At 51.3% G+C, this 14,985-nt stretch carries 15 protein-coding genes; 11 read left to right on the top strand and 4 right to left on the bottom strand.

What is annotated here, in order from left to right:
* Nucleotides 1-187 precede the first annotated feature (187 nt).
* Nucleotides 188-2,827, top strand: a complete 2,640-nt coding sequence (gene alaS / locus EFBL_RS02245; RefSeq protein WP_096180509.1) for an alanine--tRNA ligase — start codon at nt 188-190, stop codon at nt 2,825-2,827.
* A gap of 68 nt (nt 2,828-2,895) precedes the next feature.
* On the opposite strand, the gene EFBL_RS02240 is transcribed toward alaS, so the two are convergent.
* Complete coding sequence (locus tag EFBL_RS02240) at nt 2,896-3,372, bottom strand: acyl-CoA thioesterase (protein WP_096180521.1); 477 nt, start codon at nt 3,370-3,372, stop codon at nt 2,896-2,898.
* Nucleotides 3,373-3,556: 184 nt separating this feature from the next.
* Between EFBL_RS02240 and EFBL_RS02235 the strand changes: the two genes are divergently transcribed.
* The 9 genes from EFBL_RS02235 to EFBL_RS02195 all read left to right on the top strand — a co-directional run bounded on the left by EFBL_RS02235 (nt 3,557) and on the right by EFBL_RS02195 (nt 11,086).
* A complete protein-coding gene (locus EFBL_RS02235; protein WP_096180520.1) occupies nt 3,557-4,447 on the top strand; it encodes an acyl-ACP desaturase in 891 nt (296 codons plus the stop codon).
* 139 nt (nt 4,448-4,586) lie between these two features.
* Entirely contained in the window at nt 4,587-5,756 is a 1,170-nt protein-coding gene (locus EFBL_RS02230) for an MFS transporter (protein WP_096180508.1), read from the top strand.
* Between the two features lie 25 nt (nt 5,757-5,781).
* Nucleotides 5,782-6,153 carry a sirohydrochlorin chelatase gene (locus EFBL_RS02225; protein ID WP_096180507.1) on the top strand — a complete coding sequence of 124 codons (372 nt, stop codon included), beginning with the start codon at nt 5,782-5,784 and terminating at the stop codon, nt 6,151-6,153.
* Nucleotides 6,154-6,157: 4 nt separating this feature from the next.
* Entirely contained in the window at nt 6,158-6,568 is a 411-nt protein-coding gene (locus tag EFBL_RS02220) for a hypothetical protein (RefSeq protein WP_096180506.1), read from the top strand.
* A gap of 102 nt (nt 6,569-6,670) precedes the next feature.
* The gene (locus tag EFBL_RS02215) at nt 6,671-6,976 is read left to right on the top strand and encodes an iron-sulfur cluster assembly accessory protein (protein ID WP_231705652.1); all 306 of its coding nucleotides are present in this window, start codon (nt 6,671-6,673) and stop codon (nt 6,974-6,976) included.
* A 209-nt stretch (nt 6,977-7,185) separates the two neighbouring features.
* Complete coding sequence (gene codY, locus EFBL_RS02210; RefSeq protein ID WP_096180518.1) at nt 7,186-7,968, top strand: GTP-sensing pleiotropic transcriptional regulator CodY; 783 nt, start codon at nt 7,186-7,188, stop codon at nt 7,966-7,968.
* A gap of 185 nt (nt 7,969-8,153) precedes the next feature.
* On the top strand, nt 8,154-9,416 hold the full coding sequence (locus EFBL_RS02205) for an adenosylhomocysteinase (RefSeq protein WP_172899622.1): 1,263 nt from the start codon (nt 8,154-8,156) through the stop codon (nt 9,414-9,416).
* Between the two features lie 98 nt (nt 9,417-9,514).
* The gene (locus EFBL_RS02200; RefSeq protein ID WP_096180504.1) at nt 9,515-10,222 is read left to right on the top strand and encodes a gamma-glutamyl-gamma-aminobutyrate hydrolase family protein; all 708 of its coding nucleotides are present in this window, start codon (nt 9,515-9,517) and stop codon (nt 10,220-10,222) included.
* A 24-nt stretch (nt 10,223-10,246) separates the two neighbouring features.
* Nucleotides 10,247-11,086, top strand: a complete 840-nt coding sequence (locus EFBL_RS02195) for a lipid II flippase family protein (protein ID WP_231705655.1) — start codon at nt 10,247-10,249, stop codon at nt 11,084-11,086.
* 35 nt (nt 11,087-11,121) lie between these two features.
* Here EFBL_RS02195 and EFBL_RS20415 read toward each other — a convergent pair whose 3' ends face one another.
* The 3 genes from EFBL_RS20415 to EFBL_RS02180 all read right to left on the bottom strand — a co-directional run bounded on the left by EFBL_RS20415 (nt 11,122) and on the right by EFBL_RS02180 (nt 12,483).
* Nucleotides 11,122-11,364 (bottom strand): DUF1450 domain-containing protein, encoded by a 243-nt coding sequence (locus tag EFBL_RS20415; RefSeq protein WP_165912584.1) that lies wholly within the window; start codon nt 11,362-11,364, stop codon nt 11,122-11,124.
* 26 nt (nt 11,365-11,390) lie between these two features.
* Nucleotides 11,391-11,978, bottom strand: a complete 588-nt coding sequence (locus EFBL_RS02185; protein ID WP_165912583.1) for a DedA family protein — start codon at nt 11,976-11,978, stop codon at nt 11,391-11,393.
* A 217-nt stretch (nt 11,979-12,195) separates the two neighbouring features.
* Complete coding sequence (locus EFBL_RS02180; RefSeq protein WP_096180500.1) at nt 12,196-12,483, bottom strand: DUF3055 domain-containing protein; 288 nt, start codon at nt 12,481-12,483, stop codon at nt 12,196-12,198.
* A gap of 240 nt (nt 12,484-12,723) precedes the next feature.
* Between EFBL_RS02180 and EFBL_RS02175 the strand changes: the two genes are divergently transcribed.
* Nucleotides 12,724-14,937, top strand: a complete 2,214-nt coding sequence (locus tag EFBL_RS02175) for a Tex family protein (protein ID WP_096180499.1) — start codon at nt 12,724-12,726, stop codon at nt 14,935-14,937.
* Nucleotides 14,938-14,985: the final 48 nt, after the last annotated feature.

Here is a 14,985-nt window from a genome sequence, read left to right as displayed (position 1 = left end):
GTTTAAGGGCTTCTGACCCGTGACACCCCCATCATACCGAGGCGTTTCCTGTTTTGGCAAAGGTGAAATCTTAACACCTACAGGAATGTTTATTTTCGAAACGAGCCCAGTCCGAAAATCGGGCCAAGTCCGCAAGTTAGGCCCAGTTCCGTACAAACCATTAATGAGCAATACGAGGAGGATTACAATGAAATCTTACGAAATCCGGGAGAAGTTTTTACGTTTCTTCGAATCCAAAGGGCATGACATCGTGCCAAGCGCCAGCCTGGTGCCTTATAACGACCCGTCCCTGTTGTGGATCAATGCGGGGATGGCTCCGCTTAAGAAGTATTTTGACGGCAGCGAGGTTCCCAAGAATCCGCGCATGACCAACTCGCAAAAGTGCATCCGGACCAATGATATCGAAAATGTGGGAAAGACAGCCCGCCACCATACCTTCTTCGAAATGCTCGGAAACTTTTCGATTGGTGATTACTTCAAACGGGAAGCGATTCATTGGGCGTGGGAATTCCTCACCTCCAAAGAGTGGATTGGTTTTGACAAGGATCGTCTGTACGTGACCGTTCATCATGAAGATGACGAAGCTTTCAAGGTCTGGAATGAGGAAATCGGTATCCCTGCCGAGAAGATTGCCCGAACGGAAAGCGACAACTTCTGGGACATCGGGGAAGGTCCCTGCGGACCGTGTTCCGAAATCTTCTATGATCGCAACCCGGAAAGAGGACAGCCGGAAGATTTCCATCCGGATCTTGATGGAGGCAACCGATTCCTTGAAGTCTGGAATCTGGTGTTTTCCCAGTTCAATCACAATCCGGACGGGACCTACACCGAACTGCCGAAAAAGAACATCGATACCGGCGCCGGATTGGAGCGCTTCTGCTCATTGCTGCAAAACGGCGAAACCAACTTTGATACCGACCTGTTCCTGCCGATCATTGAGGAGACAAGCCGCATTTCCGGAAAACCCTACCGTGAGAAGGAAGAATGGGATGTTGCATTCAAGGTGATTGCCGACCATGTACGAACCGTAACCTTCTCCGTTGGCGATGGAGCGCTCCCGTCAAACGAAGGCCGCGGGTATGTAATTCGCCGTCTGCTGCGCCGGGCAGTCCGTTACGGAAAGGTACTGGGCATTGAGAAGCCGTTCCTGTTCCGGTTGGTTAAGGTAGTAGGCGATATCATGGGCATGTACTACTCGGAAGTAGTGCAGAAACGCGAATTCATTGAGCGTGTAATCAAGGCGGAGGAAGAGCGCTTCTCCGAAACCCTGCAGGAAGGGGAAAATCTGCTTGCAGAAGTGATCGCCCGGGTCAAGGCTGACGGGAAAACCGTTATTCCCGGGGAAGACGTGTTCCGACTGTACGATACTTACGGATTCCCAATCGACCTTACAGAGGACATCGCTTACGAGAACCACCTGACCATTGACCGGGAAGGATTTGAAAAAGCGCTTCAGGAACAGCGGGAACGGGCCCGGGCCGCACGCAAGGACATATCCTCGATGCAGGTGCAAAACACCGTATTCGAAGAACTGGGCGAACTGGCATCCACGTTTGTCGGCTATACGGAAACGGCATCGTCCGGAATCGTACTGGCAATTATTAAAGATGGGGAGATTGCAAAATCGGCCCACGAAGGGGACGTAGTCGAAGTGGTTCTCGACCACACCCCGTTCTATGCCGAGTCGGGCGGCCAGGTAGCAGACAAGGGGATTATCTCAGTCGGTGAAAAGGCACAGCTGCAGGTAATGGATGTACAGAAGGCTCCGAACGGCTACCATTTGCATAAGGTTAAAGTGATTTCGGGTGAAGTGAACGTGATGGATACGGTGGAAGCATCGATTGACACGGACAAGCGAGCCGACATCATCAAGAACCATACGGGCACGCACCTGTTGCACAAGGCATTGCGGGAAGTACTGGGTGAGCATGTGGCGCAAGCGGGATCTTTGGTAGAGTCGGACCGCCTGCGGTTTGACTTCTCCCACCTGAGCGCCATGACACCGGAAGAGATTGCTCAGGTCGAGCAGAAAGTCAATGAACAGATCTGGGCCAATACGCCGGTTGAAATCCGTGAGATGCCGATTGACGAGGCGAAGAAAATGGGAGCCATGGCCTTGTTTGGCGAAAAATACGGAGATGTGGTGCGTGTGGTTAAAGCTGGCGATTATTCGGTCGAGCTGTGTGGCGGCTGCCATGTGGCCCGTACCGGGGAGATCGGCATCTTTAAAATCGTTTCCGAATCGTCCATCGGCGCAGGCATTCGCAGGGTGGAAGCTGTGACCGGACGCGGAGCTTACGAGTATATGCAGCAGCAAACCAGGCTGCTGGAAGAAGTGGCCGGAAAGCTGAAATCCAGCGTCAATGACATTCCGTTCCGGATAGACGTACTGCAGTCCAATGTCAAAGAACTCTCGAAGGAGATTGAATCTCTCAAAGGAAAGCTCGCTTCTTATGAAGTGAAGGCATTGGTCGACAAGGTGCAGCAGATGGAAGGCATTCCCTACATTGCGGCAGAACTGTCCGGCCTTGACATGGACGGACTGCGCAATGTAGCGGAAGATCTGCGAAACCGGATCGGTTCGGGAGTCGTGGTCGTTGGCGGAACCAATGAAGGCAAAGTGAATTTTGTGGCCGCCGTTACGAAAGATCTTGTGGCAAAAGGGCTGCAAGCAGGCAAGATTGTCAAGGAAGTGGCCGCCATTACCGGTGGCGGCGGTGGGGGGCGACCGGAACTCGCCCAGGCGGGCGGACGTGATGCATCCAAGGTGCCGGGTGCCATCTCGCAAGTACCCGAAATTTTAAAGAAACAACTGGCAAGTGTATAAGCCAAGCAGAATGAAAGCCGTTTCCCGTGAGACCGCACCGGCAGGGTGTCTCTACGGGAAACGGCTTTTTAGAAATCAAACCCTGCCCGGCGGCGTTTGCGGTGAGCGGCCCGCTTCTTCGCCAGTTCAAACTGGTATTTCTCTTCCTCTGTTTCCGGAAGAATGGGGGGAACTTCCGTAGGACGCCCGTTCTCATCTATGGCGACAAAAGTCAGGAAAGAGACGCCCGTAACCCGCCGCTCGCCTCGCTCGACATTCTCTCCTTCAATGGTGACCATCACTTCCATGGAAGTGCGTCCCGTCCACGTGACGGAAGCCCGCAGGATAATGATCTCGCCCAGCCGGATCGGAGCCAGGAAATCCAGACTGTCAAAAGAAGCGGTGACCACGCTTTTGCCGCAGTGTCGGGTGGCTGCGATAGCCGCAATACGGTCCACATAGGACATGACTTCACCGCCGAAGATGGTTCCATGGTTATTGGTCTGGGCGGGCAGGATAATATCGTTCATTTCCGTTCGGGACTCGGAAGGTGGTTTTGGTTTCATCAGCATGCTGCCACTCCTTTTCGCTGTAATCGTAATCAGTCTACACCATTCGGGACCAGATACCAATTATGTGAAAAATTTTGATTTTTCCATCTGTATCCATGTCTTTCTGCGGACGGATAGGGTATGATGGATGAAGTCGAGAGAGAAACAGAACTTGGAAGGAGCCTGCAAAAGCCATATGATTCTATTGTCAGACGCCAACCCGCGCCTGGAAGCCCGATTGCGGGAACTGCTTGTCCGCCACCGCGAACAGGCCCGCAATATCGACTGGAGCTATCACGAATATATTCCTTGGGAACAAGGCCGCAGTTTCAAAACAGAACCCTGGGCAAAGGAACAGAGAAAGATTCCTGATGAGATCTACGTTGCCATTGAGACCGCAATGCTGACCGAGGTGAACCTGCCGTGGTTTACCAGCGGTTTGAAGACCACCTTCAAGGGATCTTTTCAGCCGCTTCAGGATTTTGTTCACACTTGGACGGCGGAGGAAGACCAGCACAGCACTTTGCTGGAAACATACCTGATTGTCACACGCAACGGGAATCCGGCGGATTTGCACAGGATTCGCAAACAAGTGGTGGAACAGGGCTGGGAACCGGACTACGAGACGCCGATAGAAACCATGATTTATACCACCATCCAGGAGCTGGCCACGATGGTGTTTTACATGAACGTGGCAAAAGCGGCCCAGCCGCATGATCCGGAACTGTCCGCCTTATTGCGCCGACTCGCGAAAGATGAGACACTTCATTACACGTTCTACCGGGATGCGGTGAAGGTTCATCTGGAGCTGGAACCCAATTATGTAAGCCTGGTGGCTGCCGTAATCAAGGATTTCAGGATGCCGGGAGCCGTTATGCCCGATTTTGAAGAACGGGAACGCATTATCGCCAAGCATGCCAACTACAGCCCCGTGCACTACTTCAACCAGGTGATTGATATCCTGATCGACTACTGGGGCATTCGCGACTTGCGTCCGTCACTTTCGGAGGCAGAGACACAGCGGCTTGCGCTGCTTGCCTATTATGACCGCATGAAACGCATTGTGGACAGGATCAAAGCCCGCGCTTAGATACAAGGATCACCGCTCCCATACGACAGACTGAAACATTCTCCCCTGTGTTAGTGGTTGTTTGCCGCTTCGCAGGGGATTTTCTTCTCTTTTTTCAAGTGATTCGTTACAATGGAAGAGGAATTGAAAGGGTGGAGATATGCGAACCATCACTTACCGCCTTGGCGCTTTTTACTTCTTGTTGTTTTTTGGGTTTGGCGCGCACCTTCCCTTGCTGTCACTGTATCTGAAGGACTTTGGTCTGACAGGGATGCAGATTGGGACCTTGCTCGCTGCAGGCCCGATTGTGTCGATTCTGGTGCAGCCCTTTTGGGGGATGGTAAGCGACCGGTTTCAGGCGCAGAAAAAAATCCTGGTTCTGACACTGACGCTGGCAGCAGTATCCGGACTTCTGTTTACCGTAGCAGACACTTTTAGAGCATTTCTGATTTTGTATGTGTTTCTGGTTTTGTTTCAAAGTGCGATTGTGCCGATCATTGACGCGGTGACACTATCCCATGTGCAGAAAGTCAAAGGGGATTACGGAAGCGTGCGGCTTTACGGAGCCCTCGGTTTTGCGATTGCAGTGTGGGTTGCGGGACATTTGTCGGAAGCAGTCGGACTGCAGTCAATTTTCTACCTGTACGGGGGAGCTTTCCTAATATGTGTCGGAATAGCGATTACACTTCCCCACCAGGGATTGCCCTTGTCCACAAGCATCTGGTCGGGGTTGGGCAAGCTTTTGCGAATCCCCCAATACATTGTGTTCCTGGTTGCCGCTTTCTTGATTTTCGGACCGATCAATGCGAATAATTCCTATTTTTCACTGTTTTATACGGCAATCGGCGGTGCGGTGGCCGGAGTTGGCACGGCATTTCTCTTGTTTGCGGGATCGGAAGCCCCCATTATGAGGGTAGCCGGGAGGTTTGCCAAGCGCTACGGAATGCTTTCCTTGATCGTCCTGTCCGGAACCGTGTCGGCTATTCGCTGGTATTATTACGCATCGCAGCCTTCTCCCCGAATGGTCATTGCACTTTTTTTGCTGCAAGGGATTTCAGTCGGACTGTTTTTGCCCATTGCTGCAAGTTATATCAGAGAGAATACGCCCATTGAGGTACAGGTTACAGCGCAGGCTATATATGCCGCATTTGCCAACGGACTCGGAACAATGGTGGCCAGCTATGCTGCCGGGTGGCTGTTGGATCATTTTGGGATCTTCTCAACATACCGTTATTTCGCCTTTTCGTCCTTGATTGGCGCCATCTTGTTGGTGCTGCTGGCAGTCCGCCAGAAAAATGTCAGCATAAAACGGAACTTTCATAAAATCTGAACGTATTGATTATGGGGGGAAACGAATGGATGGGATTCTCATAATCGGGCACGGTTCCACAATGGAGAATGCCAGTGCGGGCTTGTATCAATTGGCGGAGGAAATCCGCCACCGCATAGACATTGAAGTGATAGAAGTGGCATTCCTCGACACGACACCGCCTGACATTCCCACCGGGGTGCTGACCTGTGTGAAAAAAGGGGTAACCCGCTTATTGGCAGTTCCCTATTTCTTGTCGGATGGGTACCTGGTAAGAAAGGCAGAGCGCATAGTCGAAGAGGAAGTTGCCAACTATCGAGGCATGACGATGCGGTTCGGACAGCCGATAGGGCCCGACCCGCGCATTGTGGAAGTTCTCAAAGATCGGATTCATGAGGCCTTGTCAAAGGAGGAGTAGGAAAATGAAAAAGATACTCGGCTTGTTGGTTCTCTCGTTTGCCCTGGCAGGCTGCACGGGAATCAATGCGGTGGATCAGAAAATAAACCAGGTCAAGGAAGCGGCCGAATCGGAAGTAAGAGGCAAACTGCAGGTGGCCATCCAGCAGCAGGTGGACATACTTAAGGCGAACAACCCGCAATTTGCGGCATTGCTTGCTCAAAAAGACAAATTGAATATGAATTGGGACGCATTGAAAAACACCGAATTGGCCCAGCATTCCTTTTTCTCAGCGTTTGGGTACGAGTATCTGGCGAGAGTTCGCGGTGACGGAACGGTGCAGGTAGTCCAGCGCAACGCCAACACCGGGGAAGAGAAAGTGTTCAAAGAATATAAGATGTCCATTGACGGAAACGGGCAGGTACAATTGCAGTAATGAGAGTAAGCGCCCTCGCTGAGGGTGTTTTGTTTGGTTTCTTGTTTCTGTGTGAATAATTGTCTATAATGAGTTTTCGGAAAATGAAAGGTGGAAACAGACATGGCTGATGTTACATTCAATAAACTGGCTGTTCGAAAAATGCAGGAAGCCCTCGACGGACCCAATGGGGAAGGCAAGATGGTACGGGTAATGGTGGATCATGTGCACGGCGATCATGCGCATTACGGATTGGTGTTGTCCACCCGAACCGGGCATGATGAAGTTGTGGATGTCGGAGGACTTGAAGTGCTTGTGGACAAGCGGCAAATGGATTGGCTTGACGGGGTGGAGGTCAAATACCTGTTATATCCGCAGGAAGGCTGGAAAATCACGAATCCTAAAAGGAATAACCACGGCGATCACTAAGCTGGTTGAATTTTGGAAAAGAGCGGTATATCATAGAATTGATATCGAAAATTGGCGGTATTTGTCGAAGTTGTTACATTTGGTTAGTCTTTTTTAACATTTTGTTAATTTTCGAAGATTTCGAGAAAAATACTTGAATTTTTTTCTTTTTTGGAATACTTTATATATGGTGTACAGAACTTAATAAATAGGAAAAGCAGGTGACTGAATTGCCTCTTTTGGAAAAAATCCAGGAATTTAATCGACTGTTGCAAAAATCGGCTTTGCAAGGTGTGGACTTTAAAGAACTGGCCAAGATGCTCAGTGATATGATTAAGGCAAACGTCTACATCGTAGAGAAAAATGGCAACATCCTCGGTTACGGGGTGGCTGAATACGAATTGACCCTGGAATGGAACCAGATTATGAATGTAGAAAAACGGTTTCCGGGGAATTTCAATGAAAGCTTGTTGAAAATTGACGAAACTGTCAAGAACATTGAAGATAAAGAGCCCTTTTATGTATTCTCCAAGGAAGAGAATGAAGTGTTCAAGAAAAAGAACCTCACGATCGTTCCGATCCGTGCAGGCGGACAACGTCTTGGCACATTGCTGCTTGCGCGCTTGCACAAACAATTCACCAACGACGATCTGATTTTGGCCGAATACGGCGCAACAGTTGTCGGAATCGAAATCATGCGGGCTCAACAGGAAGAAGTGCAGCTGCAGGCAAGAAACCGCACGGTGGTTTCAATGGCACTGGAGTCCCTGTCCTTCTCTGAACAGGAAGCGATTCATCATATCTTCCAGGAGCTTGAAGGAAACGAAGGGCTGCTGGTTGCCAGCAAAGTGGCCGACCGGGTTGGCATTACCCGTTCGGTTATTGTGAATGCCATCCGCAAACTGGAATCGGCGGGGGTCATTGAATCCCGTTCGCTCGGCATGAAAGGGACATACATCAAAGTTCTGAATCCCTTGTTCCTGGAACAGTTGGAGAAACTTCATACCCGCTAATAAAGTTTGTCCTGCGTGTCCCCGGTGGCGGGCCGGAAAGACTTACTTACCCGATGGAAGGAAAGCCGTTCGTTGGAGCCTGTGTCTGGAGGCTGGCGGACGGCTTTGTTTACTGGTATGATACGAAGTGACAATTTACCCGTAGGAAAAGACCATTCAGCGACATAAGGAAAGGTGATGGAACGGTGTCAATCACAGCGGCGGAATCACAAATTCGTGATCTGAAACTGGCCCCCCAGGGAAAGCTGAAAATTGATTGGGTGGCTGCCCACATGCCCCTGCTGAACAGCATCAAAGACCAGTTTGAGAAGGATAAACCCTTTCGAGGCAAGAAGGTTACCATATGTCTCCATCTGGAGGCCAAGACAGCTTACCTGGCGAAGGTAGTTCACGCGGGAGGTGCGGAAGTGGCGGTGGTGGCTTCCAATCCTTTGTCTACGCAGGATGACGTGGTTGCGGCTCTGGTAGATGGCGGGATCTACGGATATGCATGGTACGGAGCCAGCATGGAGGAATACAAGAAGCACATCAACATGGCGCTTGACTTCCGACCGGATGCCATCATTGACGATGGGGGCGATCTGGTAGCCACTCTGCACAGTGAGCGGTTGGACCAGACCAAATCTATACTTGGCGGTTGCGAGGAGACGACAACAGGGATCCTCCGGCTGCGGTCCATGGAGAAGGAAGGCAAGCTGCAGTTTCCAATGATGGCTGTAAACGATGCGTACTGCAAATATCTTTTTGACAACCGGTACGGAACAGGTCAGTCCGTTTGGGATGGAATCATGCGGACTACCAACCTGGTGGTATCCGGCAAGACGGCGGTAGTTGTCGGATATGGCTGGTGCGGCAAAGGTGTTGCCATGCGTGCCAAGGGGCTGGGAGCGAAGGTTGTCGTAACGGAGATCGACCCGATCAAAGCGGTGGAAGCGGTCATGGATGGATTTGAAGTGATGCCGCTGATTGACGCTGCCCGAGTGGGGGATTTCTTTATCACCGTTACGGGAAACAAGGATGTGATTACCGCCGAACATTTCTATGTAATGAAGGATGGGGCCGTACTTTGCAATGCCGGTCATTTTGACGTGGAGATCAACAAGAACGACCTGCACGGCATGGCAAAAACAGTGCGAACGGTTCGCAACAACATTGAAGAGTTTGCATTCGCCGACGGACGCAAAGTCTATCTGCTGGCAGAAGGCCGGTTGGTCAACCTGGCTGCAGGAGACGGCCACCCGGCAGAAGTGATGGATATGACATTCGCCCTGCAGGCGCTCGCGCTTCGTCATGTGGTTGAGAACCGGGCTGAACTTCAACCCAGGGTCTACTCGGTGCCGGATCATCTCGATGAGTATGTGGCAAAGCTTCGCCTGAAGACCTGGGGTATCGGGATTGATGAACTGACGGAAGAGCAGAAGCGCTATCTGGACAGCTGGGCGGAATAGCCCGAGCGGAGAACCTTGCCGGATGTCGTGTGCATAGGATGATAACCAAAGGGCCTTCGCTTGCATGGAAGAATCTGGAGTATTGGAGGTAGGGTCCTATGCGCAAAAGAATCGGAGTTACCGCTTCCGTCTTGACGTTGCGTTCGGGTGTTGAAGGGATCTTTGCGGGCGATGATTACACGTCAGCCATTCTGCAAGCGGGCGCTATGCCTGTGGTGCTGCCGATGATGACCGAAGAGGATGAGATCCAGACGTTGGCCGATCAGTTGGACGGTCTGCTCCTGACGGGAGGGGTGGATTTGGACCCTTCCTACTTCGGGGAGGAACCGATCCCCCAACTGGGGGAAGTTTCACCTGTGAGGGACGAGATGGAGTGGAAACTGACCAGAGCCTTCCTGCAGCTTGACAAGCCGATCTTTGCCATCTGCCGGGGTATGCAGGTACTGAATGTGGCGGCTGGTGGAAGTTTGTATCAGGACTTGGCGGTACAGAAAAGAAAAGTCCTTCAGCATATGCAAAAATCGCCCCGCTGGCATGCGTCCCATGAGGTGATGATTGAAGAGGGGACGAAGTTGGCCTCCATCTTCCGGAAGAAACAGATCCGGGTGAACAGCTTTCATCATCAATCGATCAAGGATGCAGCACCGGGATTTGTCGTATCGGGAACCGCACCGGACGGTGTAATAGAAGCGGTTGAAAGTCCTGCTCATCGGTATGTGGTGGGTGTTCAGTGGCACCCGGAGAATATGTGGCGCCGGCACCCGATTTTTTATCAATTATTTAAGACATTTGTGGATCATTGTTAGGTTGGAGTGAATTCGTTGGATTGGATGGAGCGTGTCACCGGCGGCCAATTTGAGGTCGGCTTGTTGCTGTTTATCTTTGTTATGATCGCCGTGACTAACTTTATAGACACAACCGCGTATGCGGCCAGATTGGCGGGGGTCAGGACGAAACAGCTGGCGGTTGCCAACTCGCTGTTTGCCATGCTGACATTCGGTTCCCGAATGACCACTTTTCTTTATCTGCCGCTGATAGCGGGAATTGTGGAAACGGCTGCCAAACAGGGGACAGATCCGTTCTTTGCGCTGGAATTCGTATTGTTGGGTGCAGCTGTTGGAACAGCGGCCGCCATCCTGCTGTTACCTGCAACCGACAGGTTTTATGAGCTTGGGATCCAGCAAATGGAGAAGCACGAAACTTCCATGCGGGTTTTTAAATCCCTCTTTTTCAGCAAACAGGGCTTGAAAGAATTGGCCGGTTGCTGGAGAGCGCCGAAATGGAGCATGTGGAAGGGAATAGGCTGGGAAGGCGTGCCGAAGGATATGATCATCTTGAACGCCGTACTGTACGGGTTGTTTACGGTAGGTTCCATTGCGGCTTACTATGCGGGCGCGTTCGAACCGGACATCCGGCTGTTGGGAAGCAGTTTGTCGGGGGCAATCAACGCGGTGGCCGCTTTTCTCCTGCTGTTCCTGGTCGACCCTCGTGGAGCCCTGATTATGGATCAAGGAATTCATCGCAAACTGGACATGGGAGTGGTCAGATCATCCATGGTTCTGTTGGCGGTGAGCCGACTTGCCGGAACGATTCTTTCCCTGTTGGTTCTTTATCCAGGGGGGATGTTTGTCGCGTTTTTGGCCAAGCTGATCGATCGGTTTATTGGATAGGGGCTGTCCCTGACAGGATTATGGCACAGCTCCTTTCAGGCCAGGGTCCCGATTTTATTCAGAACTTGATCCAGCAGTTCCTCCGGTGTTTCTGCGGAGAGGATCTCCTTTTCGTCGATTAACACAAACGGTCTTTTGTAACATTCGGAGCAGTTGCCAAGACACGCCCAGCGGTTTTGTGTCAATTGGGGGAATTCTTCCTTAATCTTGTCATACACCAGGTGGGTACCGTTGTTTTGCAGATTGCCCAGACAGTATTCCAGCTTCTTGATTGCCACGAAAGTACCTCCCGAAATCCGTCCATTCAGTTTCTTTTCCACCACCAAAACCCTGCCATGATGATGAGAAGAACCAGAGCAAGCAGGAGCTGGTTGATTCTTTCCAGGATCTGATCCCAATGCTCTCCGAACCAGACACCGATCCAGAGCCATGCGGCACACCACATGGCAAACCCCAACAAGGACATCAGCAGAAAAGTGGGCCAACTCATTCGTCCGATGCCGGCAAAGTAACTGGACAAAGTTCGCACTCCGGGCAGAAACCGTCCAAAAACCAAAATCCAGACTCCGTACCGCATGGACAAAAGTTCCGTTTCCCGAACATGTTTCGGCCTGAGCAGAAGGAACCGGCCAAATCGTTGAAGAAAGCCGACACCGTAAGTGCGGCCCACAAAAAAGGCGGCGATGGATCCCAGCCAACAACCCGCCGCACACCAAGCAACAGCTTGTACATAGGAAAAATGACCGGCTGATATCATATACCCATAGAATGCCATGACGGCGTCTCCGGGAAAAGGAACTCCCAGCCCTTCCAGCAAGAGGTCGGCTCCCATACCCTGATACCCCGCATTATGCACCCAGATGAGGAATTGATGCCAAAGGGATTCGAACATGACAACCCCTCCTTTGGATTGTACCATATCAGTACAAGGTACATCATGTCCCTTGAAACTATGCCAACAATTATTGATTTAATTCATGTATGGGGTTCGGATTAAGTAGAGAAGCGCAAAGAAAGGAGCCCCCGGAATCATCCGGGGGCCAATTGCCTGGTCGATAGGAAAATAAATATTTTGTCCTATCGACATAAGGGCATTTTCTTTGCGTGTATCAATATTGTTCCGTGCGGACAGGGTTCGTAAGCGGCAATTTCAGGAAGCTGGAGAGATGCTGTGCATCTTCCATACTCAGGTTGAAGAACTTCGCCAGATACTCAATGTTTTCAATGTCGTCGCCGTCCAAGAGAGCGCTTCGATTGGATTGAAGGCACGTGACGATGGTCTTTCCGAAGAAATGTTCAGAATTCGTCAGCGTGAAGTCGAACCGCTTCCCTCCGGTGATGAAACCGATGTGGCGTGTACGAGTGGTCTCCACTTCATCAAACAAAATTTCATCCATTCGAGTCGCCTCCTTTGTCGGTATTCAAGCCGTGCGCAGTACCATGCGGCTTGGTATATATCCATAATAACCTATATGGCCGAAAAAATAAAGATCCATTTTGTAAATGTTCCGTGAAGTTATTTGTCGACCTATGTCGTTGGGACAGGTTGTGGTCTATATTAATTTTAGTCCATGCATGAATGTTCGTTTGTGTGTGCATCAGATGGTACAATGATAAGGATGCATGGAGGTGTTGTTATGGCCATTATAGTACCCGATTTTGCCCAAATAATTTCGCAAGAGCTGAAAATCCGGAAAGGCCAGGCGGAAGCGGCCATCAAGCTGCTGGATGAAGGGAACACGATTCCGTTCATCGCACGTTACCGGAAAGAAATGACGGGCGAGCTGGATGAGAACCGGCTCCGATTGATCCAGGAAAAGCTGGAGACGCTTCGCAACCTTCATTCCCGCCGGGAAGAAGTGTTTCGCCTCATCACCGAACAGGAAAAGATGTCTCCTGAGCTGGAGGCTGCCATTCAACAGGCCAGGAACATAACGGAACTTGAAGATATTTACCGCCCGTACCGCCCAAAGCGGAAGACCCGCGCATCGGTTGCGAGGGAGAAAGGTCTTGAACCGTTGGCCGAGTGGCTGCAGACTGAAGGGACAGGAAATGTTCTGGCAGAGGCGGCCAAGTACATATCGGAGGAAAAAGGCGTTTCCACAGCAGAGGAAGCCCTTCAGGGAGCGCTTGACATATTTGCGGAAGAGGTGGCCGACAACGCGGAAAGCCGGAAGCTGGTGCGGGAACTGACCCTGAAGCTGGGAACCATCGTCAGCCGGGCGGCAGATTCTTCCGTTGAGTCTGTCTACGAGGCTTATTACGAATATGAGGAGCCTTTGGGGAAAATCCCTCCTCATCGAATTCTCGCCATGAACCGGGGTGAACGGGAAGAAATCCTGAAAGTGTCGATTAAAGTTCCGGTGGATGAGATCATTGACCGGCTGAAAAATCGGGCACTGCCCAGAACTGGCGAAGGAATGAACAACCGGATGACCGTGACAGATGCGACTCCCTATTTGACAGAAGCCATCCAGGACGCCTATAAACGTCTGATTGCCCCTGCTGTGGAGCGGGAAGTACGTGCAATCCTCACCGAAAAAGCGGAGGAGCAGGCGATCGTCGTATTTTCGGGGAATCTGCGTCAGCTTCTGTTGCAACCGCCTGTTCGCGGGAAAGTCGTCATGGGTGTCGACCCGGCCTACCGCACCGGCTGCAAAATCGCTGTTGTGGATGAAACGGGAAAAGTGCTCGATATTGCCGTTACCTATCCGACACCCCCGCAAAACAAAGTGGAAGAAGCAAGAAAGATTGTTGCGGGACTGATTGCCAAGCATGGAGTTGACGTGATAGCCATTGGGAACGGCACTGCCTCCCGCGAAACGGAGCAGTTTGTGGCAGATCTGATCAAACAACTGCCGCAAGAGATTGTGTATGTAATTGTATCGGAGGCGGGCGCCAGCGTGTATTCCGCTTCCAAGCTGGCGGGTGAAGAGTTCCCGAACCTGGACGTGGCGGAAAGAAGTGCGATTTCCATAGCCCGTCGCCTGCAGGACCCGTTGGCGGAGCTGGTCAAGATTGATCCCAAATCGGTAGGCGTCGGACAGTACCAGCACGACGTGTCGCAGAAGCGTCTGGAAGAACAATTGTCCTTTGTGGTGGAATCGGCGGTCAACTCGGTTGGAGTGGAATTGAACACTGCGTCTGCGTCGCTCCTTTCCTACGTGTCCGGGCTATCCGCAGCTGTGGCGAAGAACCTGGTCGCTTTCAGGGAAGAGAACGGGAAGTTCAGGAATCGGGAGCAAATCAAGAAAGTGCCGAAGTTGGGGCCCAAGTCGTTTCAACAATCTGTAGGATTTCTTCGGATTGTGGACGGCGATAACCCGTTGGACAACACACCTATCCACCCGGAATCCTATGATGCAACCAAATCCTTGTTGGAACGAATGGGCTTTCGTCTGGAAGCAGTCAGTGATCCCAAGCAACGGGAAGCGTTGAAGGAAGCCCTCCAATCGTTGAATATGGAGAAGACAGCGGAGGAACTTGGTATTGGGATTCCTACACTTCGCGATATTGTGGATGCATTGTTGAAGCCGGGACGTGACCCGCGGGAAGAACTCCCGCCGCCGGTATTCCGAACGGATGTATTAAAGATTGAGGATTTGGTAATAGGCATGATTCTCAAAGGCACGGTTCGAAACGTTGTGGACTTCGGGGCGTTCGTTGATATTGGTCTGAAGAATGACGGGCTGGTGCATATCTCGGAACTTGCCGACCGTTATGTCCGCCACCCGATGGATGTGGTAGCAGTGGGTGATGTGGTAGAAGTCAGAGTAAAGAATGTGGACCTGAACAAGGGACGTGTGAGCCTCTCAATGAAAGGAATCAAACAGATACACCATATAAGTTGAGACAATTTGTTGTAAAAATAAGACTGATTGTCAGCCTTATTTTTGACT

It is taken from the genome of Effusibacillus lacus (genome assembly GCF_002335525.1).
In the GTDB taxonomy this organism is placed as follows: Bacteria; Bacillota; Bacilli; order Tumebacillales; family Effusibacillaceae; genus Effusibacillus; species Effusibacillus lacus.
The sequence above is the reverse complement of the archived record's forward strand: the minus strand, read 5'-3'. Positions and strand labels throughout refer to the sequence as shown.